The following is a 22,408-nucleotide window of genomic DNA, read 5'->3' as shown; positions in this document are numbered from 1 at the left end:
ACCTGCCGATGGCCGACGATTCGGCCCGGCCGCCGCCGGCCGAGTCTGGGGCGGCGGCGACCGTCCTGGGGCCGGGTCCGTCCGGGGCTTGTCCTGGAGCGCGCCGCGCGGTCATCATGGGCGCGACGCAAGGGGGCAGGGGTGTCGGACGATCTCGTACGTGAGCTGTTGACCCGGTGGCGCGCGGACCCGCGGGGCGCCTATCGGACATGGTTCCTCTGGGAGGATCGTCTCAAGAACTTCCGCTCGATCCGCCGGGGCGTCCAACAGGTGGCCGGCGAGATCGCGGCCGGCGGTTTCGGGGTGGCCTACCGCGGATCCTCGCTCGAGACCGTGGTGCATTCGATCGCCGAGCAGCGGCAGGTCTTCAAGGGCGCCGACCACGCCTTCCTGTGGAAGCCGAAGCTGCGGATCCCCGACATCTACGAGAACCCGGACAATCAGCGCGCCTTCGGCCGGCTGCTCGACGCCTGCGTCTGCTGCGACACCGAAGAGCATGTGCTGGAGGAGATCCGCCGCATCGACGCCCTGAAGATCAAGGGCCTGGGGCCGGCGGTGGCGAACATCCTCTACTTCCTTCACCCGACCATCGCGCCGCCCTTCAACACCGCCATCGTGCGCGGGTACAACGCCCTGACCGGCGCCAATGTGAAGCTGGGCCGCTGGGACGAGTACCTGGCGATGCGCCAGGGGATACTGAGCTTCACGCGCCGCCACCGGGACCTGCTCTCGAACGACCTCGGCGCGGTCGCCGCCTTCTGCTTCGATCTCGGGAGCGGGCTCTACGCGCCGCCGCCGCGATCGGACGATCCGGCGGCCCGCGCGGCCTGGGAAGCCGATCTTGCCCGGGTCCGATCGGAGGCGGCCCGGCCCGGTCCGGGAGAGGCAGAGGACCGCACCCATACGCAGGTGCAGGGATGGCTGCGCGACCTCGGCCAGGCGCTCGGCTACCAGGTCTGGATCGCCCAGAACGATCGCGGGCGCGCCTACGCGGCCGGCCGCCTGGGGGACGGCTGCCTCGAGCGGCTGTGTCCCGGTCTGGAACGGGCGAACGGCGCCGAGTCCGTGCGCCTCATCGACGTCCTCTGGCTGGAAGGCGACAGCCGCATCGTCGCGGCCTTCGAGGTCGAGCACACGACCTCCATCTATTCGGGGATCGTCCGGATGCTGGATCTGGCCCTGGGCGGCGAGGGCGACGCGCTGCACAGCCTCTTCCTCGTCGCGCCGGACAAGCGCGAGGCCGACGTCCGGGCGCAGGTCGCGCGCCCGGCCTTCAGCCGGATCGCCGACCTAAGCGTGCGCTACCTGCCCTACAGCGAACTCGAGCGGCATCGCGACGCGATCGGCCGGTTCGGGGCCGGCGTCAGCGCCCTGGAGAAGATCTCCCACCGCCTGACCTGAAGCGCGGGGCGTCCGGGGCGCCGGCGGCCGCCGCCTCCGCCGACGGGTCCGGTCCGCTCCCCGGCGTCCGAACCGTCGCCGGCGCGTTGGCGACCGTGGCGTCCGGCGGCCCCCGATGGACCGGCGCCGGAGGCGGCCCCGCGATCTCCCGCGCGAGCTCGGCGATCAGCTCCGCCGGGTCGCAACCGAGCGCCTGCGCCATCGCGAGGAATCCAGCAGGTCGATCCGGCGCTGGCCGCGCTCGATGCGGGTCACGTGGGAGTTGGCCTTGCCGAGGGCCTGGGCGAGCGCCCGCTGGGAGAGGCCGGCGCGCCGCCGAGCGTGCAGCAGCACGGCGCGGGCCCGCGCGTAGTCGGAGCCGAAGACCGGGTTGGGACGGCGGCCGAACAGGGGCGACTCAATGCAGCAGCTGGCCGAGGAAGGCGCGGGTGCGCGCGTGCTGCGGCCGGTCGAAGAAGTCGCCGGGCGCCGCCGCCTCCAGGATCTGACCCTGGTCCATGAACACGACCCGGTCGGCGACCTGGCGGGCGAAGCCCATCTCATGCGTCACCGCCAGCATGGTCATGCCCTCGCGCGCCAGCTCGATCATGGTGTCGAGGACCTCCTTCACCATCTCCGGATCCAGCGCCGAGGTGGGTTCGTCGAAGAGCATGATCTTCGGCTGCATGCACAGCGCCCGCGCGATCGCGACCCGCTGCTGCTGGCCCCCGGAGAGCTGGGCGGGATGCTTGTGCGCCTGGTCGGCGACGCGCACCCGGGCCAGCAGCGAAAGCGCCAGCGCCTCCGCCTCGGCCGGGCCGGCGGCGCCGGACTGGACCGGCGCCAGGGCGCAGTTCTGCAGCACCGTCAGGTGCGGAAAGAGGTTGAAGCCCTGGAACACCATGCCGGCCTTGCGGCGGATGGCCTGCAGCCGCCGCGGGTCCGGGGTCGCCTCCTCGCCGTCGACGACCACGCTGCCGGCCTGGTGCCGCTCCAGCTGATTGACGCAGCGGATGAGCGTCGACTTCCCCGAGCCCGAGGGGCCGCAGATGACGATGCGCTCGCCGGCGGCCACCGACAGATCCACGCCGCGCAGGGCGTGGAAGTCCCCGTACCACTTGTGCACCCCGCGGAGCTCGACGGCGGGGCGGGCGGGGGACGGCGCGGGCGCGGTCATGCGGGGATCCGGGTGTGGCGCTCCAGGGCGCGGGCGAAGCGGCCGAAGCCGAAACACAGGGCGAAGTAGATCGCGGCGATGAACAGGTAGGTTTCCATGGCCGGCGAGCTCCACTCGGGGTCGGCGAGCGCCGCCTTGCCGGAGCTGATCAGGTCGAAGAGGCCCACCACCAGCACCAGGCTGGTGTTCTTGATCATCACGATGACGGTGTTGGTGAGGCTCGGGATCACCACCGCGAGCGCCTGTGGCAGCACCACCTGGCGCTGGGTCTGCCAGTAGCCGAGGCCGAGGGCCTGGGCCGCCTCCGTCTGGCCGGGCGGCAGCGCCTGAAGCCCGCCACGGACGACCTCGGCCAGATAGGCCGCGGCGAACAGCAGCAGCGCGATCATCGCCCGGAAGAACTTGTCCGGCAGCAGCCACTCGGGGACCAGCAGCGGCATGAGGATCGAGGCGATGAACAGGATGCTGAGCAGGGGCAGCGCCCGGGTGAGCTCGATGAAGAGGATGCACAGGCTGCGGATCGCCGGCAGGCCGCAGCGCCGGCCGAGCGCCAGCAGCACGGCCAAGGGAAAGGCGCCGCCGACGGCGGTGACGGTGAGGAGGAGGGTGACGGGCAGGCCGCCCCACATGGTGGTGGCCACGTACGAAAGGCCCGCGAACCCGCCGAACATCAGGGCCAGCGTCGCCGGCAGCGCGGCGGCCCAGATCGCCGCCAGGGCCGGCCGCCAGGCCGCCGGACGCAGGGAGTGGCCGAGTAGAAGCAGGAGGACGGCCGAGACCAGCATCGGCCGCCAGCGCGCCTCTATCGGGTAGATGCCGAAGAGGATCTGGCCGCTCTTGGCGACGACGAAGCTCCAGCAGGCGCCCTTGGCGTCGCGGCATGCGGCCGGCTCGGCCGGCAGCAGGACCGCGTCCAGCACCCCCCAGCGCAGCAGCGGCGCCGCCGCGGCGGCCACGGCCCAGACCACGAGCAGCGTCAGGACCGCGTTGAGCGGGCTGCCGAACAGCCGCTTGGCCAACTGGGCGCGCCGCGACGGTGGTCGCGGGGGCGCCAGGATCGCGGCGTCCGCCATCTCAGCGCTGCTCCGGCTGGACGCGGCGGTTGAGCAGGTCGAGGCCGGCCGCGAGCGCGAGGTTGATGGCCATGTAGACCGCCACGATGACCAGCGTGCCCTCGAGCGGCTGGTTGGTGCGGTTGATCACCGTCCCCATCACCGTCATGAACTCCGAATAGCCGATGGCGATGGCCAGCGTGCTGTTCTTCACCGTGTTGATGTACTGGCTGGTCATCGGCGGGGTGATCACCCGCAGCGTCTGGGGCGCCACCACCAGGCGCAGGATCCGGCCTTCGCTGAGGCCGAGGGCGCGCCCGGCCTCCCACTGCCCGCGAGGGATGGCCTCGATCCCCGAACGGACGATCTCGGCGATGAAGCCGGCGGTATAGACGGTGAGCCCGAACACGACCGTCGCGAACTCCGGGGTCAGCCGCGCCCCGCCCGCGAGGTCCTCGCCCGCCGCGCGCGGGAGCTCGAGGCTCCAGCCGCCCAGCAGGGCCGCGGCCACCCAGGCCAGGGCGACGGCCGCGAGCACGGCCCGGCCATACGGCGGGCGACGCGCCCCGGACGGCGTACGCCGCCGCGCGGCCCGGCTCGCCAGGACGGGCGCGGTGAGGGAGGCCAGCAGGGCCGCCGCCCACGCCCAGGCCGGCAGGCCCGTCTCCAGCTTCGGCACGGCGACGCCGCGCACGGAGGCCACGATCCCGGGCAGCACCTCCTGGGCCCCGCCCACCGGCATGGCCTGACTCCACAGCGCGTAGAGAAAGATCAGCAGCAGCACCGGCGGGGTGTTGCGCACCGCCTCAACCCAGACGGCGGCGAGCGCCGCCACCAGCGGATTGGCGCTCAGCCGCGCGACGCCCAACAGCGCGCCCACCACGGTCGCGGCGAGGCAGACGATCAGGGAGAGGAAGAGCGTGTTGCCGACCCCCACGGCGATGGCGCGCAGGTAGCTGTGGTCCGGCGAGAAGGCGATCACGGTGTCGGCGATCTTGAAGCCGGCGCGGTCGCCCAGGAATTCGAAGCCGGTGGGGATGCCGCGCAGCTCCAGGTTCGCCGCCGTGGTGACGGCCACGAGCACGAGAAGGGCGGCCACGAGCGCCACCGCGGCCGACTGCGCGGCGACGGCGGGCCAGGCGATCGGCGCCCGCGGCGCCCGGGCGGGCGGCGGCGCAGCTGGCGGGGCGAGGGCCGGGCCGGACATCGGCTCAGACGTCCCAGGGGAAGGGGAAGAGCAGGCCGCCGTCCTTGTAGGACCGGTTCAGTCGGCGGTCGGCCTTGATGCGGGTGGTCCCGCCCAGGTTCCGCTCCCAGATCTCGCCGTAGTTCCCGACCTCCTTGATGACGGTGTAGGCCCACCGTTGGTCGAGGCCGATGGCGCGGCCGAAGGCGGGGTCGGCGCCCAGCACGCGGCGGACCTCGGCCGGTCCGCTCCGCAGTTGCTCGTCCACGTTGGCCTGGGTGACGCCGTTCTGCTCGGCCCAGATCAGCAGGTTCACGGTCCAGCGCACCACGTCGAACCAGCGGTCGTCGCCGCGCGCGATGGCCACGCCCTGCGGCAGCAGGTGGTCGAGGTAGAGGAGCGTGTGGTCGGTGGGGTTGCGCGCCACCGTCGCCACCTGGCTCGCGCCGAGGAACCCGTCGGTCACGTAGACGTCGCAGCGGCCGGAGAAGTAGGCGTCGCGGGCGGTGATGGTGGAGTCGAAATAGACCCGCTCGAAATGGATGCCCTCGTCCGCCTCCACGCGCGTGAGCGTGTTGTCGGCCGAGCTGCCGCCGCTCTGCAGGCAGACGGTGCGGCCATCGAGACCCTTCGGCTCGGTCGCGCCGAGGGCCTTGCGGAAGATCAGCACATCGCTGTCGAACTGGGTGACCGCCACGAAGCGGATGGCCATGTCGCGGGTGAAGGTGACGGTGGTGGTCCGCTGCAGGACGTCGATCTCGCCGGTCTGCACGGCGGGGAGCCGCTGGGCGGCGTTGAGCGGGATGAAGCGGATCTTGTCCGCGTCGCCCAGCAGCGCCGCGGCGAAGGCGCGGCAGATGTCGACATCGAAGCCGCGCCACACGCCCTTCTCGTCCGGCCGCGAGAGCCCGGTGATGCCCTGGCTCGCGCCGCAGGTGACGTAGTCGCGCTTCACCATCCGCGGGATCGCGCCGCGCTCCGCCTGGGGCGCGGGCGCGCACGCCGCCAGCGCCAGGGCCAGCAGGGCGGCGATGGGAGCGGATCTCGCGCGGAGGGCGCCCATGGGCTCAGGCGCGGCGCTGGGCGGCGCCGCGCGCGGCGGCCAGTCGGGCGAAGGCGGCCGCCAGGTCCGCCTGCAGGTCGTCGGGGTCCTCCAGCCCGATGCTGAAGCGGACCACCGGGCCCTCGTGCGGGACGGGGGCCACGGTGCGCAGCGGCGGGCGATCCAGCACCGCCACCAGGCTGCGCGTGCCGCCCCAGCTCGCCCCGATGGCGAACAGCTCGAGCGCCTCGACCGCCTCGGCGAGCGCCGGACGGGTCCAGCCCTCCAGGAACACGGAGAAGAGGCCGGCGCCGCCGGAGAAGTCACGCCTGAAGACGTCGTGCCCAGGGCTGGACGCCAGGGCCGGGAACCGCACCTCCGCGACCCCCGGCTGGCCGGCGACCCAGGCGGCGAGACGCTCGGCGCTGGCGGCCGCGCGGTCCATGCGCACGGCCAGTGTCTCGAGCCCCCGGAGCACCAGGCTGGCTTCGTCGGCGGAGACGCCCTGGCCCAGGAAGCGGCTGTAGTCCTTCAGGCGCCGGTAGAGGTCCACGTCGCTGACCGAGACCGACCCCATCATGACGTCGGAATGGCCGGCCACGTACTTGGACAGCGCGCAGACCGAGAGATCGACGCCGTGCGCCAGGGGCTTGAAGCGCAGCGGGGTGGCCCAGGTGTTGTCGGCCGCCACCTTCGCGCCGCGGGCGTGCGCCGCCGCGGCGATCGCCGGGACGTCCTGCACCTCGAGCGTCATCGAGCCGGGGGACTCCACCCAGACCAGGGCGGTGGCGTCGGTGAGCTGCTCTGCGAGGCGGGCGCCGGCCATCGGGTCGTAGTAGCGCGCGCCGATGCCGAGCCCGGCCAGGAAGGTGGCGGCGAAGGGGCGCACCGTGTCGTAGATGCTGTCGGGGAACAGGACCTCCCGGCCGGGGGCGGCGGTGGCCAGGGTGCTCAGCGCAATGGCGGCGAACCCGGACGGCAACGCCAGGGTCCGCGCGGCGCCTTCCAGCCGCGCGATCCGAGTCTCGAGCTCCCGCGACGTGGGCGTGCCGTAGAGGCCGTAGGAGAAGCCGTCGTAAATCTCGTCCCGGCGCCCCTGGTAGGCGGCCACGGTGGGGAAGACGACCGTCGAGGCGCGATGGACGGGGACGGCCAGGCTCTCGAAGGGAGCCTCCGGGCCGCCGCCCGGCGTGACGCAGAGGGTGGGATCGCGCATCTCAATCAACTCCTTGCGGACCAGGCGTAGCCCGGCGGCGATATAGGTTCAAATTCATAGTTGCGGCGTAAGCATGCGTGGAGGTTATGCTTGGGGCATGAACCTCACCCTGATCGAAACCTTCAGCGCGGTGATGAAGACCGGGTCCACAACCGCCGCGGCCGAGCTGATGCGGGTCTCCCAGCCGGCCATCAGCCGCTCGCTGAAGCGGCTGGAGGACACCACGAAGCTGAAGCTGTTCGAGCGCAGCGGGCCGCGGCTGACGGCGACGCCGGAGGCGCACCTGCTCTACCAGGAGGTGCTCGACACCTTCGTGGGCATGGACCGGCTCAAGCAGTCGGTGGCGCGGATGCGCGCGGTGGGGACGGGATCCGTGCGGATCGCGAGCTCCGCCGCGCTCGGCCTGTCCTTCGTGCCCAAGGTGCTGAAGCGGTTCGCCGAGGGCCGGCCGGAGGTCTCGATCCGCTTCGAGATCGGCAACTCGGTGACGGTGCGCAATCTGGTGGCCAGCGGCGCCTACGACATCGGCCTCTGCGCCGAGGAGATCGATCGCGCCAACCTCGTGGTGAAGCCGTTCATCGAGACCTGCGGGGTGTGCGTGGCCCGGCCCGACCATCCCCTGGCGGGCGAGGCGGTGATCCGGCCCGCCATGCTGGATGGCCAGCCGGTGATCTCGCTCGCGCCCGACGACACGGCGCGGGTGCAGTTCGACGCGGCCCTGGCCGCCGCGGGGTCGACGCCGCGGGTGGTGGTGGAGACCCAGTTCGCCGCCACCATCTGCCAGCTGGCGCTGGAGGGCATGGGGATCGGCCTGACCAATTCCCTGACCTATGTCTCGGACCGCTTCGAGGCGCTGGGCCTGCTGGCCAAGCCGTTCGAACCGGCGATCGCCTTCCGCTCGCTGATGATCCTGCCGCCGCATCGGGCGCGCTCCCGGCTGGTGGACGAACTGGTGACCCTGCTGGAGGTCGAGCGGGACACGCTCGCCCGCGCCTGCGAGGCCCGGTTCGGACGGTTCGAAGCCGCCTAGGCGGCGACGGCGAAGGTGGCCGCCACCTCGACGGCGGCTCCCAGCGGCAGGCTGGACGCGCCCACCGCCGCCCGGGCATGGCGGCCCGGCTCCCCGAACACCGCCACCATCAGGTCGGATGCGCCGTTGATCACCTGCGGGTGGGCGGTGAAGCCGGCGGCCGCGTTCACGAAGCCGGTCAGCTGCAAGCAGCGGCGCACCCGGTCGAGGTCGCCGCCCAGCGCCTCGCGCAGCTGGGCGAGGATCGCCAGGGCGCAGAGCCGTGCGGCCGCCTGACCGTCGGCGACGCTGAGGTCCGTTCCCACCTGGCCGGCGACGAGGCGTTCTGCGTCGCGGGGCAGCTGCCCGGAGACGGCGGCCAGGCCGGCATGGACGACGACCGGGACATAGTTGGCGACCGGCGCGCCGGCGGGCGGCAGGACGAGGCCGAGCGTGATCAGTCGCGCCTCGGGTGCGTTGGAGGTCATGGGAAACAAGCCTTGGCGGGCCTGCGCCGAGGCGCAGGCCCAATGACGGGGGAGGACAGGGGCTGGGGAGGCTGGCGCGGCGCCTAGAACTTCCCCGTCAGGCGGACGTAGTAGAAGCCGCCGTTGAAGCCGAAGGGCGAGAACTGCGGATAGACGATGCCGTTGTTGATCTGCGCCTGGCGCCGGTCCTTGTCGGGATAGGCGTCCAGCAGGTTGTCGGCGCCCACGGCGATGCTGAGCTGCTCGGTGGCCTGGTAGCTCACCTCGGCGTCAAACAGCCACTCGGCCCCGAATTCCTGATCGAAGGAAAGCGCGGTGGGGGTCGCGTTGGGGACCGCGTCGATCCACTTGCCGTAGTAGTTGGCGCGCAACAGCGCGTTCCAGCGGCCGCTTTCCCACGTCCCGGTGACGTTGCCGCGCCAGCGCGGGTTGAAGTGGCCGATCTCGATGCGCCGCTCGCGATCGACGGCGCGGGCGTCCCGCAGCGCGGTGACCTTGCTCTTCGTGTAGTTGGCCGCCGCGGTCAGGCCGAGCTTGCCCATGTCGCTCGCCCAGGACCTGGAGAGGACCACGTCCAGGCCCTCGGTCTCGGTGTCGAAGAAGTTGCCGAAGAAGCGCACGCTCTGCAGGTCGCCGGCCGGCGTGCCGCGGGCCGCCAGGGCCGCGCGGTCGGCGGCCGTGATGGTGATCCGGGACGTCAGCGCGATGCGGTCCTGGACCTCGATGTTGAAGTAGTCGGCGGTCAGCACCCAGCCGCCCACGTCGAGGACGGCGCCCACGGCCCAGTTCGTCGATTCCTCCTCCTTCAGGGGTTTGGCCCCGTAGAACTGGGCGATGGGGTCGGTGGGCGGACGGGTGGCGATCAAGAGCAGGCCGCCGGTGAGCGGGTCGATGTTGGTGGCCACGTCGGAGATGTTCGACTGCCCGGGCGTGGGGGCGCGGAAGCCGGTGTTGAGCGAGCCGCGCACGGCGAAGCCGTCGAACAACTCGTAGCGGCCGGTGAGCTTCCAGTTGAAGGTGCTGCCGAAGTCCGAGAAGTCCTCGTAGCGGGCCGCCGCGCCGATCGTCAGCCGGTCCATCACCTCGGTCTCGAGGTCGAGGTAAGCCGCCCAGTTGCTGCGGGAGAACGACCCCGCCGAGGCGGGCGTGTAGCCGGGGAAACCGCTGGAGCCCACGGCCAGGCCGATGATCCGGCCGGTGTCGGGATCGAGGATGCTGGCGAAGCGGCCGGCCTGGTAGGACGCCGGCTCGCCCGGCTTGATCTCGAAGGTCTCGCGCCGGTACTCCGCGCCGAAGGCGACGTTCAGGGGTTCGGCGAACATCCCGGTCTGAAGCGGATAGACGAAGTCGGCGTTCAGGCGGCCTTCGCGCTGCTGCAGCTCGCCGGCGCGGAACGAGCTCGGGGAGGCCGGGCCCAGGGAAGGGTTGACGGTGTTGTCGAGCTTGAACTCGATCTCGTTCTGCGCGAGCCCGGCGCTCAAGTCGTACCGCAGGCCGCCGAAGGCCTCGCCCTTGGCGCCCGCCGTGAGGCTCATGTCGAGCATGTTGCTGCGGAAGACCGGCGCGAACCCTCCGGGGAAGCGGCTGGTGAAGCTGAAGCGGGGCCCCCCCGGGACGTTGGTCAGCGGCACGTTCGCGAACACGTCGGCGCGGCTGAGCGGCCGGTAGAAGAAGTCGGATTCGGCGGAGGCCTGGCCCAGGTTGCCGAAGGCGTAGGCGGTGACGGCTTCCGTCGCCGGGAGCTCGGCGTTGAAGAAGAAGCGTGCGGCGTCGACCTTGGGCGCGCCCCAGCGTTGGGCCGGGACCGGGACGGCGGTGTTGCCGGCGTTGATCAGAGCCTGGGCGTCGGGCCGCTGCTGGCCACGGGACGTCTTGGCCGCGCTGGACAGCTCGCCGCTGATGTTCAGGAAACCGTCTTCCGCCAGCGGCAGGCCGACGTTGAGCTGCAGGTTGTAGTCCTCGCCGTCGCCTTCATAGAATTGGCCGTAGCGGGCGATGGCCGTGACGCCTTCGCTTTGACGCTTGAGCTGGAAGTTGATCACCCCGGCGATGGCGTCGGAGCCGTACTGGGCCGCGGCGCCGTCCCGGAGCACTTCGATCCGGTCCACGGCGATGGCGGGGATCGTCGACAGGTCGACCCCCTGGGCCCCGGCCGCCAGCGGCTGGTTGGTGATCTGAACGACGGCCGAGCGGTGCCGGCGCTTGCCGTTGACCAGCACCAGGGTCTGATCCGGCGGCAGGCCCCGCAGGGTGAAGGGCCGCACGAAGGCCGAGGCGTCCTGGGCCACGAACTTCTGCACGTTGAGGGAGACCACGGTGGTCTTCAGCGCGTCATTGAGGTCCGAGGCGCCCTGCCGCTGCAGGGTTTCGCCGGACACCACGTCCACCGGCGTGGAGGACTCGGTCAGGGTGACTCCGGCCCGCCGCGTGCCGGTGACGACGACCTCGTCGATCTGCTCGGCGCCCGCTTGCTGGGCGGCGGCCGGCGTGCTGCAAACCGCGGCGGCTGCCGCAACCGAGATGGACGTCAGCAGCGCCACGCGCGGAGTTGAGCGTCTCGAACCCATGCGATCCCCCTTGTTGTTCTCGCCGCGGCTTTCGCGCGACGATGCGGGAGCGGACCATGGGCTCATCAGCACTTCAAATGCGGATTTGAGCGTCTTTATGCGTCCCAGTTATGATTGGCGACGTGGGGGCGCGGCCGCCGGAAGCTTGCCGGCCCCAGGCCGCCGCCGCGACCGGCCGCCCCCGGCCGCCGAACCGCGCCGGACCGGCGGACGCAGCTGGATGGGTCGCTTCCACGCGCGCGGACAGGGTCGAACGCGGGCTCAGCGCGCCCGCAGTTCCACCATGTCGCGCTTGGCCACGCGTCCGCTCACGACCACGCCGCTGGCGTAGTGATCGTCCGTGACGGACGCGATCCGGACCTCGCCGACATCGCGGCGCTCGATGACGGGCGGCGCGCCCTTCGAGAAGCCGCCGCGCGACCTGAACCGGACCACGGTCAGGGTCTGCCCGACCTCGGCGCCGTCGGCGCGGCCGACGCAGATCGTCACCGTCCGCCCCGCACGGTCCACGACCTGGCCCCGCATGACGTACTTGTGCCACACGCCCTGGGCCTGGGCCGGGCGGAGCGCCGGGGCGAGCCCGGCGGTCACGCCCAGCAGCAACAGATCCCGTCTATGCATCGGCGCCTCCTGAGGGTCGCGTCGCAGCGTCGGCTGCAGCGCGAGTTGGGCGCTCCCGCAACAACGATCCGGCCAGACCTCGGACGGCCCGTATCGCGTTGCGGAAGGCGCTGGGCGTCATCCTCCGCCAGCGGGCCCGGCGTGGCCTTGCGCGAGATCAACCGAGCGAAGCCCCGGCTCTCAGCCTTGCCTTTTCGGGCCAACAGGTAGGATACCGCAATCGCCTGAGGCCACGGGCCCGTGTTCGGAGGCTGCCGCTGCGTACCACCCGGCTCGACAGCCCCCTGCACGCGGCGTTGCTGTTCGCCGTCTTCGCCGCGTCGCTCGCAGGAACCGCCGTCCTGCCCCTGCTTCCGGAACTCGTGGCGCAGGCCGCGCCGGGGGCCACGTCCGCGGCGCGCCAGGCCCACATCTCCGCCCTGGCCGCCGCCGGGCCGGTGGGGATGATGGTCGCGGCGCCCCTCTGGGGTCTGACCTCGGACCGGATGGGCCGCCGGCCATTGCTGCTCCTGGGGCTCGGCGGGTTCGCCCTCACCCTGGCCGCGATGGGGCGGCCGCAGCTTGAGTCGCTCTACGCCAGCCGGCTCCTCAACGGCCTCTTCGCCGGCGCGGTCAGCCCGCTGGCCTTCGCCATCGCGGCGGATCGCGCCGGGAGCCCCGCGGACCGGGCCCGCGCCTTCACCAGCTTGAACGCCGTCGCGTACGCCGGCTACCTGGTGGGGCCGCTGCTCGGCGATTGGGTCACGACCGCTGAAGCCTCGTCCTTCCACGCCGCGGCGGCGACCGTCGGGGCCTCCATGCTCGCGCTGACGCTCAGCGCCGACCGGGGTGCTGCGCCTGTCGCCTCAGGCGACGAGGGCGGGACCGCCCGACGGGCTCCGCTCCTGATCGTGTCCGCGATGGGCGCGGGGAGCCTCGGCGTGCTGCATATCGCGCTCACCCTGCGGACCGACACCAGAGACCTTTCGCGGGAAGGCGCGGCCTGGCTGCTGAGCCTGTGCGGCGTGGTCATGCTTCTGGCGCAGCTGGTGTGGCTGCGGGTCGGATGGCTGGCGTCGCGAGCGCGCCGGCTTCTCAGCCCGGCGCTGCTGATGCTGGCGCTCACGCTGGTCGCCAGCAGCTACGCCCGCGCGCCCTGGGCGTTGGCCGCGGTCCTCGCCGCCATGGCCTGGGCCAGCGCGACGGTCAGTCTGCTGACGAGCTACCTGATCTCGCTCGGGCCCCGAAAGCGCCTGGGGCTCAATCTGGGGGCTCAGTGCGCCGCCGCCGCCGCTGGACAGACCCTGGCGGCGCTGCTCACCAGCTGGGAGATGGCGCGGGCCGGCGGCGCCTTCGTCTGGCCCGCCGCCGCGGCCGCCATCGTCCTGGCGGGCCTGCTGTTCGAATTCGGAGGCCGGCGGCGGCCGCGTTGAACCCGGGGCGCAGACGCCCGGCGTCGGGACGCCTGGCCTGACCCATCGACGGTCCGTCGGCCCGAACGGGCGGCTCGGCGAGCGCCAGGGACGGACACCGCCGAACCCCCGGAACGCCGTCCGCCGGGGCCCGGTTTGGGCCTCTTGTCCGTCCGCGCGCGAACGGGGGGGCGGCCCTGTCGTCCTGCCGGAGGCCGAGACGTGATGCGCGCGACGCCCTGCGGGCGGCCAAACTCGGACGCAGGGCCCAGCCGCTCTCCGCGGAGCCGGCCGCCGCGATCCGATGCGCCGCGCGGTTCGCGTCGCGACGGCGCCCCGCCCCTGGACAGGGAAGCCTGGCGCCCGGCCCGCATGCGACGGACGGCGGCGGCGTTTGACATGGGTCATGGGCGCGTCGGGCTTCGCGTGCATGATCGCTCATTGCGCAGAGGGAGGATCAACGCATGTCGAGGACAGGTTTCATCGTCGCCGCATTCGCGGTCGGCTCGATGCTTGCCGGCTGCGCGACCACGGCGGCCGAACCGTCACCCGAGCAGCTCGCGGCCTGCGAGAAGATGATCGGGATGGGGGAGGGCGCGACGCACGAGCACGCGAAGGACCGGACCGGAATGGCCAGCTCCATGGGCCTGACCCATGCCCAGTGCCGCTCGATGCTGCGGCGGTAGCGGCCGCCGCCCGCCGTCGCATCCGTTACCGGCCGCAGCTCCCTCGGCGCCCGCCGTCCCGCTGTCCGGCGGACATGGGCGCCCGTCGCCGCCCCACCACTCGCATTCGAGAGCGCGGATGGGGTGACGACGGAGCCGAGCACGTGGGGGACCCTTTCAGCAGGACGACCCCGTTCGCGCCCCCGATGCGCCTCCGATGCGCCCAGGATCCGCCAGGGCGCCGGCAGCGTCAGGTCGCCGTGGCCGATGGTCGAACAGGGGGCCGTGGAGACGCAGAGCGCCGGCTCGACGCTGGGGGTGCGGCGATCGCCAGACGCGCCGGATTCGCCCCAGCTCCCCGTCGTGTGCAGTCCGAACAGACCGAAGGCGACGCCGAGCAGGACCAAGATATGGTTGAGGCCGGCGCGCACCGTCGGCGGCCCGCGCCCGGTGGAACCGCATCAGGCGGGGCGGGACGCCGAGGCCCAGGCGGCGGGCCCGTATGCTGACGCCCGCGGCGCGCTTGCCGGAGATCAGCTGCAGGCCGAGGTCGGGCGCGACGTTCGCCTCTGAATCTCGTCCCGGGGGCGTATGGGCGCACCTCGCGTCGGCGGGGAAGGCGGGCGCTGCGCTACGGACGCTCCGGGAGCTCGTCCCGCCCACGCCGCGCGGCGGCCATCAAGGCGGCGCCTCGGCATGGCCGCCGAACTCGAAGCGCATCGCCGAGAGGACCTGGTCGGCGAACGTCTGCGCCTCGCGGCTGCGATAACGCGCGAACAGCGCCGCCGACAGGACGTTGACCGGCACCGCCTCCTCCATCGCCGCCTCGATGGTCCACTGCCCTTCGTGGGAGTCGGCCACCCGGCCGGAGAACTGGCTCAGCAGGGGGTCCTTGGCGAGGGCCGTGGCGGTGAGGTCGAGCAGCCAGGAGGAAACGACGCTGCCGCGCCGCCAGACCTCGGCGATGTCGGTCAGGTTGAGGTCGAAGCGTTCGTCCTGCGGCAGGCGCTCCGACCTGCGGGCCTTGAGGATGTCGAAGCCTTCGGCATAGGCCTGCATCAACCCGTACTCGATGCCGTTGTGGACCATCTTGACGAAGTGGCCGGCGCCGGCGGGACCGGCATGGACATAACCCCGCTCGGCGCGGGGGGCCTCGCCGTTCTGCGCCAGGCGGCCGGGCGTACGCGGAACGGCGCCGAGACCCGGCGCCAGGCTGGCGAAGAGCGGGTCGAGGTGAGCGACCGTCGCCGCGTCGCCGCCGATCATCAGGCAGTATCCGCGCTCCAGCCCCCAGACGCCGCCGGAGGTGCCGACGTCGAGATACCGCAGGCCCTTCTGGCCGAGCTCTCGGCCGCGCCGGATGTCGTCCTTGTAGTAGCTGTTGCCCCCGTCGATGACGATGTCGCCCGGCTCCGCGAGCTGCGCCAGCGCCCGGACGGTGTCCTCGGTGGGCGGCCCCGCCGGCAGCATCACCCAGAAGATCCGGGGCGACGCGAGCTCACCGGCCACCGCCTCCAGCGAGGACGCCGCGACCGCGCCGTCGGCGGCGATCGCCTGGACGAGCGGCGGGTTGCGGTCGAAGGCGACGACCTCATGGCCGGCGCGCATCAGCCGGCGCGCGATATTGCCGCCCATCCGGCCCAGGCCGATCACGGCTAGACGCACGGCGTGGCTCCTGGCCGACGCGATGCGGCGGCCTCAGCGCCAGCGCTGTCCCGCCGAGGCGACCCCGTCGCGGCCTGCGCGACGCCGAAGAGCGTCTCGCGCCTGGCGGCGACGGCGTCGAGCACCGCCTCCGTGGCGTCAGCGAAGAGCTTGACGCCATCGGCCACGAGGCGATGGCACACCGCGCCCAGCCCGAGGCCGAGGCGATCCGCCTCCGCGATGACGCGCCGCGCGCCGGCGATGTCCTCGGTCAGGGTCGGACGGACCGCGCCGTGATCGCGGAACGCCTCCAGGGTCTTGAGCGGCAGGGTGGTCACCGTGTCGGGCCCCACGAGCGCGTCCACATAGAGGGTGTCCGGATAGGCGGGATCCTTGACCCCGGTCGACGCCCATAGCAGCCGCTGGGGCATCGCGCCCTTCGCGGCCAGCGCCTGCCAGCGCCCGTTCGCGAGCAAGGTCCGATACCAGGCGTAGGCCAGCTTGGCGTTGGCGATGGCGACCTTGCCGCGGATCGCCGCGAGGTCGGCGCCCTGGGGATCCCCCGCCGCCCGCCGGGCGTCGATGGCCTGGTCGATCTGGGTGTCGATCCGGCTGACGAAGAAGCTGGCCACGCTGGCGATCCGGTCGATGGGCTCGCCGCGCGCCACGCGCGCCTCGAGGCCGGCCAGGTAGGCGTCCGCGACCGCCTGGTAGGCGCCGAGCGAGAACAGCAGGGTGACGTTGACGTTGACGCCGGCCTCGACCAGCGCCCGAAGGGCGGTCGCGCCGGCCTTGGTCCCGGGGACCTTGACCATCAGGTTCCGTTCGTCGACCGCGGCCCAGAGCCGCCGCGCCTCGAGAATGGTCGACGCGGCGTCGTCGGCGAGATCGGGGGAAACCTCGAGGCTGACATACCCGTCCTGGCCGCCGAGCCGGTCGTAGACGGGGCGCAAGTCGCCTGCGGCGGCCTTCACGTCAGCGATCGCCTGGCTCTCGTAGAGATCCTGGGCGCTCGCCGTGGCCCCGCCCGCGAGCGCCCGGAAGCCCGCGTCATAGGCCTCGCTGTGCGCAATCGCCTTCTCGAAGATGGATGGGTTCGAGGTGACGCCCGTGACCGCGTCCTCGCCGATGAGTTTGCGCAGGCCGCCCTCGGCCAGGAACCGGCGCTCGATGAAATCGAGCCAGATCGCCTGTCCGGCCTGCGCAAGTTCCTGCAGACGGTTGGTCATCCGATCCTCCCATGAAGCCGCGCGCCGGCGCGCGGCTGTTCCGACGAAGACGCCGCCATCCTCCCGGCCGCGCCGCCGCAAGTGCGGCCGTGCGGCGCCTGGCGGCCTCTCTCGTTCCCAGCGCTGAGACCGCCTGCCGCCATGGCGGCAGGCGCCCCCGCGCGCCCGACGCTATTCGTGCTCGTGGGCCTTCGGCGGGTCGGCCTTCGGCGCCGGCGTGTGGGCGCCGGACTTGGGCTGGGCCATGCCGCCGTGGCCCATCTCCATCTTTGCGCCGCCGCAGGCCTTGTCGTGGGCGGCCATGCCCATCGGCATGGCGTCCGTTCCCTTGCCGGTGGGCGCGTGACCCTTGCCGGCGGGCATCTGGCCGTGCCCGCCGCACATGTCATGCTTGGCGGCCGCGGCGGCGGCGGGGGCGGCTTTCGGCGGCGTCTTCGCCGGCGGCCCGTCGGCCAGGGCGTAGCTGGCGGACAGCAGGGCCGAGGCGGCCGCGATCGTGACGATGAGAGTCTTCATGGGTTGGCTCCAGGTTGGGCTTCTCACGTGAAGACGCTGGCGCCTTCGCCCCATTACGCAGGGCAGCCGCGGCGAAATGTCCGGACGGCGGGCGGAATGGCGGGCGCCCATCGGGTCGGCGGCGCGGGTGACGCCTCCTGGCGCGCGACTGTGAAGGATGGTTCCGAGCGCGAGGCGAACGAGGCGGGCGTCGTCCTCGACCGCGCTGGCGCGGTCCGGCTGAGCACCGACGGTCGGCGGCGCGAAGACCGAGCCCTCCGGGAGGTCCACCGACGGCCTTGACCGATAGGCGCGGGACCGGCGCGGCAGGCGGCGCGCAGCCAGGTCTGCGACCGCCCGGCCTCACGCCAGGACCTTCACCCTTCAGCCTTCGGCAAACTGTCCGTCCTCGTCAGCGGGGACCGGGCGCCTCCCGCTCCATTCGCGAGCCCTCCGGGTGGCCCGGGCCGTGCCCTTCAGCCTCGCCTTCGCCGGGCGGCGGCGCGGCGGCCGGAGCCGCGGCGTCGGAGGAGGCGGGGGCCGCAGGGGCGGGCGCCGCCGGAGCTTTTTCCGGCTTCCGGTCGCAGCCGGCGAGGACGAGGACGACCGTTGCGGCCGTCAGAAGAGCAGCCGTCCGGTAGGGGTTCGGCGCAGTCATAGGGAGCTCCTTCGCGGTTTGAACAGGTGGGGGACGGGCTCGGCGCGCAACTCGCTGGCGGGCTGCAGAACGCCACGGTGAAGATGGCGCTTCCAACCGTTGGCGCCGCACGGGCGGTGGACAGGGTGCTGAAAGCTTGGCGCGGCGGCGGGCCGGCCCTGACGATGGGCCGCGGCCGCCCCTTCATGGACGCCGGGCCTCGCACGTCTCTTCGCGGCCGCCCATGCGGACGGCGCTGAACGTCTTCGTCCAAGGCGAGGGACGCCGCCGAACCGGTGTCCGGCCAGGGCCGCGCTCGCGGCGCGGTCTGGAGATGCCGCCCCGGGGAGGATCATGGGCGACCCCGAGGCTCGTCGTCTTGCCACGCCCACATGCGCCACGTCCTTCCGCTCAGAACCATGCTCTCAGCCCGAAGACCACCGACAGGTTGCGCGTGGCCTGACCCTCGGCGCGGGCCAGACGCTTGGTTTCGCCATAGGCCTGTCGCCAGGAGACGCCGACATAAGGCGCCAGCTCACGGCGCAGCTCGTAGCGCAGGCGCGCGCCGATCTCGGTGTCGTTGAGGCCGTCGCCGAGACCGAAGCGCCGATCCGCCTGCAGCGCTGCGTTCGCCTCGAGGCGGGGCTGCAGGATCAACCGCTGGGTCAGCAGGACGTCGTAGGTCGCGGTCACCCGTCCGGAGACCTTCCCGTCCTCGCTGAGAAACAGGGCCGGTTCGAGTTCGAAGCGATACGGCGCCAGCCCCTGCAGACCCACCACGCCGTAGACGCGCGACCGGTCGGGACCCGGCCCCGATCGCCGCGCGTATCGCACGCCCGCTTGGAAATCAAAGAACGGGGCGATCAGCTGGCCGTAGAGCAGTTGGGCCTCCTGCTCGCTTTCGACCCGGTCCGACGTGCTCTGCGCGCCCTCGCTCTTGATCCAGAGGCGCTTCACGTCGCCCCCGTACCACCCGAAGACGTCCCAGCGCACCACGCCCGGATCGCCGCTCTCGCGGTACTCGAGCAGGTCGGCGAGAAAGTAGCCATAGTTGGCGCTGTCCGCCGTGGGCTGCGGCCATCCCTCGCGCGCAGCGACGTTGGGCAGGGTGGCGGGCGCCCGATCGGGAGCGGGGGCGGAGGTCGCCAGGCCGGCGGCGGGCGGCATGGCCATGGCCGGCGGCGTTCCGCCGGCCGGAGACGACGCGGGGGGCTCCTGGGCCTGGACAATCGCGGGGGCTGCAAAGAGGGCGAGGGCGAGGGCGGCCGAGCGCAACGGAATCTCCTACGGTCGGGGTGAAGAGACTTCGATGACGCGGAACATCCCCATCTCCATGTGCAGGAGGAGGTGGCAGTGCATGGCCCACTGGCCCGGCGCATCCGCCGTGATCGCGACGGTCAGGCGCTCGGCCGGCTTGACGCTGACGGTGTGCTTGCGGGGCTGGTGGGCGCCGGCGCCGTTCTCGAGCTCCATCCACATGCCGTGCAGGTGGATGGGATGCTCCATCATGGTGTCGTTGACCAGCACCAGCCGCAACCGTTCGCCATAGGCGAAGGGGATCGGCGCCCGCGCCTCCGAATACTTCTTCCCATCGAAGGACCACATGTAGCGTTCCATGTTGCCCGTGATGTGGAGTTCGATCTCGCGCGCCGGCGCGCGCTGGTCGGGCTGCGGCGCGACGCTTCTCAGGTCGGCGTAGACGAGCACCCGCGCCGCCGGATCGTCGAAGCCGGAGCCGGGCTCGTGCAGGCGGCTGCGCGCCGCCATCGCTACTGAGGCGTTCCCGACTCCATGCGTGTCGGGGCCATGGATGAAGGTCGGCGACTCGCCCGGCTTGGGCGCGAGCGGTGTTCCCATCCCAGCCATCGCACCGACCGCCTCGGTCGCCTTCGCAGCGCCGTGGGCGTGCGCGCCCTTGATCTGCGCCTCGGCCGCGGCGCGGCTGCGGTCCGCGGCGGCCATGTCCCCGGTCTGGTGGCCGGCCATGTCCATGACCGGGGCCTTGGGATCCGGCGCGCCGGCCATCCCCGGCATCCCGGCCATGTCGCCCGACATCTCCATCCCGGACATGTCCATGCCCATGTCGGCCATGGTGCGCAGCGGCCGCTTGCGGCGGGGCGGGATGGGCGCCGCCATTCCGGGGCGCGGCGCGAGCGTGCCGCGCGCAAAGCCGCTGCGGTCCATCGCTTCGGCGAACAGGGTATAGGCCTTGTCGTCCGGGGCGACGATGACGTCGAATGTCTCGCCGGGCCCGATGCGGAACTCGTCCACCTCGACCGGCTGGACATTCTGGCCGTCCGCCTGGACCACGGTCATCCTGAGGCCAGGGATGCGGATGTCGAAGTAGGTCATGGCCCCGGCGGCGATGAACCGGAGCCGCACCCGCTCGCCGCGGGCGAACAGTCCGGTCCAGTTGGCGTCCGGGGTCAGGCCGTTGAGGAGGTAGGTGTAGGTGTATCCCGTGACATCGGCGAAATCGGTCGGATCCATCCGCATCCTGGACCAGCTCAGCCGCTCCGAGAGCGTCGCCGGCCAGCCGTTGCGCGCGGCGTCCCGGAAGAGGTCCGTGACCGTCCGCTTCTGGTGATTGTAGTAGCCCGCCTGCTGCTTCAGCTTCCGGATGATCCGCTCCGGCGGCTCGAAGCTCCAGTCCGACAGCATCACGACGTAGTCGCGTGCGTAGGTGAACGGCTCAGGTTCGGCCGGATCGACGATGAAGGGCGCGTAGACGCCCAGCAGCTCCTGACCCCCCGAGTGGCTGTGGCACCAGTAGGTGCCGCTCTGCAGCAGCGGAAAGCGATAGGTGAAGGTCTCGCCCGGGGCGATGCCGCCGAAACTCACGCCGGGCACGCCGTCCATCGCGGGCGGGAGGATGATCCCGTGCCAGTGGATCGAGGCGATCTCGTCCAGCCTGTTGGTGACGCGCAGCACCGCCTCCTCGCCCTCGCGGAAGCGCAGCAGCGGTCCCGGAACGGTCCGGTTGATGGCCATGGCCCGGCCGGGGCGCTCCCCGACCATCAGCTGGAAGCGGTCGATTTCAAGCTCTAGGGCGCGCTCGCCCGGCGTTCCAGCCACAGGCGCGAGCGCGGGCTGGGGCGTGCCGGTGCGGGCATGGGCCGGCGCGGCGGGCGCCAGGAGGGCGGACGCGCCCAGACCCCCGGCCGCCGCGACGACCGCGCGGCGGCTGATGCGCTCAGGTGAACCGGGCATCGGACCTCCTCTCCAGCACTGCTGAGACGCGGAGGCGTTTCAGACATTACATCGCCGTCGCCGGCTGGCGTGGACGGCTGACCAAGGCGGCCCGTGGCCGCCGGGACCGGCGGACCCGCGTGCGGGCACGCCTGCGACGCACCGCGTCGCCGAATCCCGCGTCGGCGCGGCTATGCGTCGATGTCGCTGACGCGCATTTCCGCCCGCTGCCCGTGCCGGCGCAGCACATCCACCATCCTCTGGGCCTGGTCCACGGCGAGCGCCTTGCACCAACAGGGCGTCATCATCTGGTCATCGCGCCGAACCGCCCAGCCATAGGCTTCCTTGACCACGTCGAAGGTGATCGTCCCGCGGTCCTGGGCCCCGATCGTGTCCGGCTTCGCCATGGCTGGCCTCCTCAAGGGCGTCGGCCGGCCCTCAAGGGCGGCCGACGCGGTTCGCGCCCTCCAACAGACGCAGCCGCCCGGCGCGCATTACACCCGACACCCGCACCGCTGTTGCGCCGGCGGCGGAGGCTGTAACCCGGCGCGGCGGCCGGCGTCTCTTCAGAGGCGGTCGCGACGGGCGGCGGGTCGATCGGAGCTCAGGCCCGGTGTGTCGCCGGGCCCGGCTCGGACGCGCGCCGCACGAGCCGCAGGACCTCGGCTGCAGCGCGCCGCGGTCGATCACGCCAAGGGGAGGACGTCCATGAGCGTTCGCGCACCGCAGGAGCCGCCAGGCCCATGACCTCACCCGGCGACGGTTCTCCTGTCCCGAACGTCGATCCGGATGGCGACGGTCCCGCGCGCAAGGCGGCCGACGCCGCCGTCCGGCGCGAGCTTGTCGAGTGTCACCGGGACTTCCTCTCCTTCCTGCGCCGTCGACTGGCGAACCCGCAGGACGCGGAAGACGTACTGCAGGAGTTCATCGCGCGCGCTCTGGAGCGGTCCAAGCATCTGCGGGACGTCCAGTCGGTCCGCGGCTGGCTCAGCCGGATCCTGGCGACGACGCTCGTCGACCATTATCGGCGCGCGGCGCGCCGGAAGGACTCGCCGCGCGATCCGGCGGACCTGGAGGCGCTTGCGGTCGCTCCCGACCCCGAAATCGAGACCGCCGTCTGCTTCTGCCTTTATCGCCTGCTTCCGACGATGAAGCCGGCGCACAGCGACCTGATCTGGCGGATCGATCTGCTCGGCGAGCCTCGCGACCGCGTCGCCGCCACGCTCGGGGTGACCCTCAACACCGTCAATGTGCGCCTGCACCGCGGGCGCAGGACGCTGCGCGCGCGGCTCGAGGAGCTCTGCCTGACGTGCCCGCAGCACGGCTTCCTGGACTGCCGCTGCGAGGAGGGCGAGCGGATCCGCCAGATCCGCGCGCGGCGCGCGCCCGCGGACTGAACTGAGCGGGGAGCGCGGCGTCG

Annotated in this window: 20 protein-coding genes; 5 read left to right on the top strand and 15 right to left on the bottom strand. The window is 72.3% G+C overall.

Annotation, left to right across the window (positions count from 1 at the left end):
• Positions 1-141: 141 nt before the first annotated feature.
• Positions 142-1,401, top strand: a complete 1,260-nt coding sequence (locus EPO51_RS11835; protein ID WP_293350548.1) for a type II restriction endonuclease — start codon at positions 142-144, stop codon at positions 1,399-1,401.
• 165 nt (positions 1,402-1,566) lie between these two features.
• Here EPO51_RS11835 and EPO51_RS11830 read toward each other — a convergent pair whose 3' ends face one another.
• The 6 genes from EPO51_RS11830 to metC form a co-directional block, all read right to left on the bottom strand.
• Positions 1,567-1,734, bottom strand: a complete 168-nt coding sequence (locus EPO51_RS11830; protein ID WP_293350545.1) for a helix-turn-helix domain-containing protein — start codon at positions 1,732-1,734, stop codon at positions 1,567-1,569.
• Positions 1,735-1,798: 64 nt separating this feature from the next.
• On the bottom strand, positions 1,799-2,557 hold the full coding sequence (locus tag EPO51_RS11825; protein WP_293350542.1) for an amino acid ABC transporter ATP-binding protein: 759 nt from the start codon (positions 2,555-2,557) through the stop codon (positions 1,799-1,801).
• A complete protein-coding gene (locus EPO51_RS11820; RefSeq protein WP_293350539.1) occupies positions 2,554-3,630 on the bottom strand; it encodes an amino acid ABC transporter permease in 1,077 nt (358 codons plus the stop codon). The genes EPO51_RS11825 and EPO51_RS11820 overlap by 4 nt, the downstream gene beginning before the upstream one ends.
• A 1-nt stretch (position 3,631) precedes the next feature.
• Positions 3,632-4,816, bottom strand: a complete 1,185-nt coding sequence (locus EPO51_RS11815; protein ID WP_293350536.1) for an ABC transporter permease subunit — start codon at positions 4,814-4,816, stop codon at positions 3,632-3,634.
• 4 nt (positions 4,817-4,820) lie between these two features.
• Positions 4,821-5,858 (bottom strand): transporter substrate-binding domain-containing protein, encoded by a 1,038-nt coding sequence (locus EPO51_RS11810; RefSeq protein WP_293350533.1) that lies wholly within the window; start codon positions 5,856-5,858, stop codon positions 4,821-4,823.
• Positions 5,859-5,862: 4 nt separating this feature from the next.
• Positions 5,863-7,053, bottom strand: a complete 1,191-nt coding sequence (gene metC / locus EPO51_RS11805; RefSeq protein ID WP_293350530.1) for a cystathionine beta-lyase — start codon at positions 7,051-7,053, stop codon at positions 5,863-5,865.
• A 97-nt stretch (positions 7,054-7,150) separates the two neighbouring features.
• Here metC and EPO51_RS11800 point away from each other — a divergent pair, with 97 nt between their 5' ends.
• Positions 7,151-8,083 (top strand): LysR substrate-binding domain-containing protein, encoded by a 933-nt coding sequence (locus tag EPO51_RS11800; RefSeq protein WP_293350527.1) that lies wholly within the window; start codon positions 7,151-7,153, stop codon positions 8,081-8,083.
• Here the strand turns inward: EPO51_RS11800 and EPO51_RS11795 are convergent.
• The 3 genes from EPO51_RS11795 to EPO51_RS11785 form a co-directional block, all read right to left on the bottom strand.
• Positions 8,080-8,550 carry a RidA family protein gene (locus EPO51_RS11795; protein ID WP_293350524.1) on the bottom strand — a complete coding sequence of 157 codons (471 nt, stop codon included), beginning with the start codon at positions 8,548-8,550 and terminating at the stop codon, positions 8,080-8,082. The two genes, EPO51_RS11800 and EPO51_RS11795, sit on opposite strands and share 4 nt — an antisense overlap.
• An 83-nt stretch (positions 8,551-8,633) precedes the next feature.
• Positions 8,634-11,117 carry a TonB-dependent receptor plug domain-containing protein gene (locus EPO51_RS11790; protein ID WP_293350521.1) on the bottom strand — a complete coding sequence of 828 codons (2,484 nt, stop codon included), beginning with the start codon at positions 11,115-11,117 and terminating at the stop codon, positions 8,634-8,636.
• A gap of 261 nt (positions 11,118-11,378) precedes the next feature.
• Positions 11,379-11,738, bottom strand: coding sequence for a hypothetical protein (locus EPO51_RS11785; protein ID WP_293350518.1), 360 nt, complete (start codon positions 11,736-11,738; stop codon positions 11,379-11,381).
• A gap of 296 nt (positions 11,739-12,034) precedes the next feature.
• On the opposite strand from EPO51_RS11785, the gene EPO51_RS11780 reads away from it, so the two are divergent.
• Positions 12,035-13,150, top strand: a complete 1,116-nt coding sequence (locus EPO51_RS11780; protein ID WP_293350515.1) for an MFS transporter — start codon at positions 12,035-12,037, stop codon at positions 13,148-13,150.
• 443 nt (positions 13,151-13,593) lie between these two features.
• Positions 13,594-13,815 carry a hydroxylase gene (locus EPO51_RS11775; RefSeq protein WP_293350512.1) on the top strand — a complete coding sequence of 74 codons (222 nt, stop codon included), beginning with the start codon at positions 13,594-13,596 and terminating at the stop codon, positions 13,813-13,815.
• A gap of 657 nt (positions 13,816-14,472) precedes the next feature.
• On the opposite strand, the gene gnd is transcribed toward EPO51_RS11775, so the two are convergent.
• From gnd to EPO51_RS11745, 6 genes are all read right to left on the bottom strand, one after another.
• Complete coding sequence (gnd, locus tag EPO51_RS11770; RefSeq protein ID WP_293350509.1) at positions 14,473-15,459, bottom strand: phosphogluconate dehydrogenase (NAD(+)-dependent, decarboxylating); 987 nt, start codon at positions 15,457-15,459, stop codon at positions 14,473-14,475.
• Positions 15,450-16,667 carry a transaldolase gene (tal, locus tag EPO51_RS11765; RefSeq protein WP_293350506.1) on the bottom strand — a complete coding sequence of 406 codons (1,218 nt, stop codon included), beginning with the start codon at positions 16,665-16,667 and terminating at the stop codon, positions 15,450-15,452. The genes gnd and tal overlap by 10 nt, the downstream gene beginning before the upstream one ends.
• A 171-nt stretch (positions 16,668-16,838) precedes the next feature.
• On the bottom strand, positions 16,839-17,183 hold the full coding sequence (locus EPO51_RS11760) for a hypothetical protein (RefSeq protein WP_293350503.1): 345 nt from the start codon (positions 17,181-17,183) through the stop codon (positions 16,839-16,841).
• Positions 17,184-18,210: 1,027 nt separating this feature from the next.
• Entirely contained in the window at positions 18,211-19,074 is an 864-nt protein-coding gene (locus EPO51_RS11755) for a copper resistance protein B (RefSeq protein WP_293350500.1), read from the bottom strand.
• Between the two features lie 9 nt (positions 19,075-19,083).
• Positions 19,084-21,009, bottom strand: a complete 1,926-nt coding sequence (locus EPO51_RS11750) for a copper resistance system multicopper oxidase (RefSeq protein WP_293350497.1) — start codon at positions 21,007-21,009, stop codon at positions 19,084-19,086.
• A gap of 170 nt (positions 21,010-21,179) precedes the next feature.
• Complete coding sequence (locus EPO51_RS11745) at positions 21,180-21,395, bottom strand: hypothetical protein (protein ID WP_293350494.1); 216 nt, start codon at positions 21,393-21,395, stop codon at positions 21,180-21,182.
• 336 nt (positions 21,396-21,731) lie between these two features.
• Here EPO51_RS11745 and EPO51_RS11740 point away from each other — a divergent pair, with 336 nt between their 5' ends.
• Positions 21,732-22,385 carry an RNA polymerase sigma factor gene (locus EPO51_RS11740; RefSeq protein WP_293350491.1) on the top strand — a complete coding sequence of 218 codons (654 nt, stop codon included), beginning with the start codon at positions 21,732-21,734 and terminating at the stop codon, positions 22,383-22,385.
• Positions 22,386-22,408 lie beyond the last annotated feature (23 nt).

This window comes from Phenylobacterium sp. (assembly GCF_004297125.1).
GTDB lineage: Bacteria > Pseudomonadota > Alphaproteobacteria > Caulobacterales > Caulobacteraceae > Phenylobacterium.
The sequence above is the reverse complement of the archived record's forward strand: the minus strand, read 5'-3'. Positions and strand labels throughout refer to the sequence as shown.

Coding starts and splice junctions, on each gene's coding strand:
- EPO51_RS11790 (WP_293350521.1), bottom strand. CDS start 11,117: ATGGGTTCGAGACGCTCAACTCCGCGCGTGGCGCTGCTGACGTCCATC.
- EPO51_RS11800 (WP_293350527.1), top strand. CDS start 7,151: ATGAACCTCACCCTGATCGAAACCTTCAGCGCGGTGATGAAGACCGGG.
- EPO51_RS11785 (WP_293350518.1), bottom strand. CDS start 11,738: ATGCATAGACGGGATCTGTTGCTGCTGGGCGTGACCGCCGGGCTCGCC.
- EPO51_RS11810 (WP_293350533.1), bottom strand. CDS start 5,858: ATGGGCGCCCTCCGCGCGAGATCCGCTCCCATCGCCGCCCTGCTGGCC.
- EPO51_RS11775 (WP_293350512.1), top strand. CDS start 13,594: ATGTCGAGGACAGGTTTCATCGTCGCCGCATTCGCGGTCGGCTCGATG.
- EPO51_RS11750 (WP_293350497.1), bottom strand. CDS start 21,009: ATGCCCGGTTCACCTGAGCGCATCAGCCGCCGCGCGGTCGTCGCGGCG.
- EPO51_RS11760 (WP_293350503.1), bottom strand. CDS start 17,183: ATGAAGACTCTCATCGTCACGATCGCGGCCGCCTCGGCCCTGCTGTCC.
- EPO51_RS11820 (WP_293350539.1), bottom strand. CDS start 3,630: ATGGCGGACGCCGCGATCCTGGCGCCCCCGCGACCACCGTCGCGGCGC.
- EPO51_RS11825 (WP_293350542.1), bottom strand. CDS start 2,557: ATGACCGCGCCCGCGCCGTCCCCCGCCCGCCCCGCCGTCGAGCTCCGC.
- EPO51_RS11740 (WP_293350491.1), top strand. CDS start 21,732: ATGACCTCACCCGGCGACGGTTCTCCTGTCCCGAACGTCGATCCGGAT.
- EPO51_RS11745 (WP_293350494.1), bottom strand. CDS start 21,395: ATGGCGAAGCCGGACACGATCGGGGCCCAGGACCGCGGGACGATCACC.
- metC (WP_293350530.1), bottom strand. CDS start 7,053: ATGCGCGATCCCACCCTCTGCGTCACGCCGGGCGGCGGCCCGGAGGCT.
- tal (WP_293350506.1), bottom strand. CDS start 16,667: ATGACCAACCGTCTGCAGGAACTTGCGCAGGCCGGACAGGCGATCTGG.
- EPO51_RS11795 (WP_293350524.1), bottom strand. CDS start 8,550: ATGACCTCCAACGCACCCGAGGCGCGACTGATCACGCTCGGCCTCGTC.
- EPO51_RS11815 (WP_293350536.1), bottom strand. CDS start 4,816: ATGTCCGGCCCGGCCCTCGCCCCGCCAGCTGCGCCGCCGCCCGCCCGG.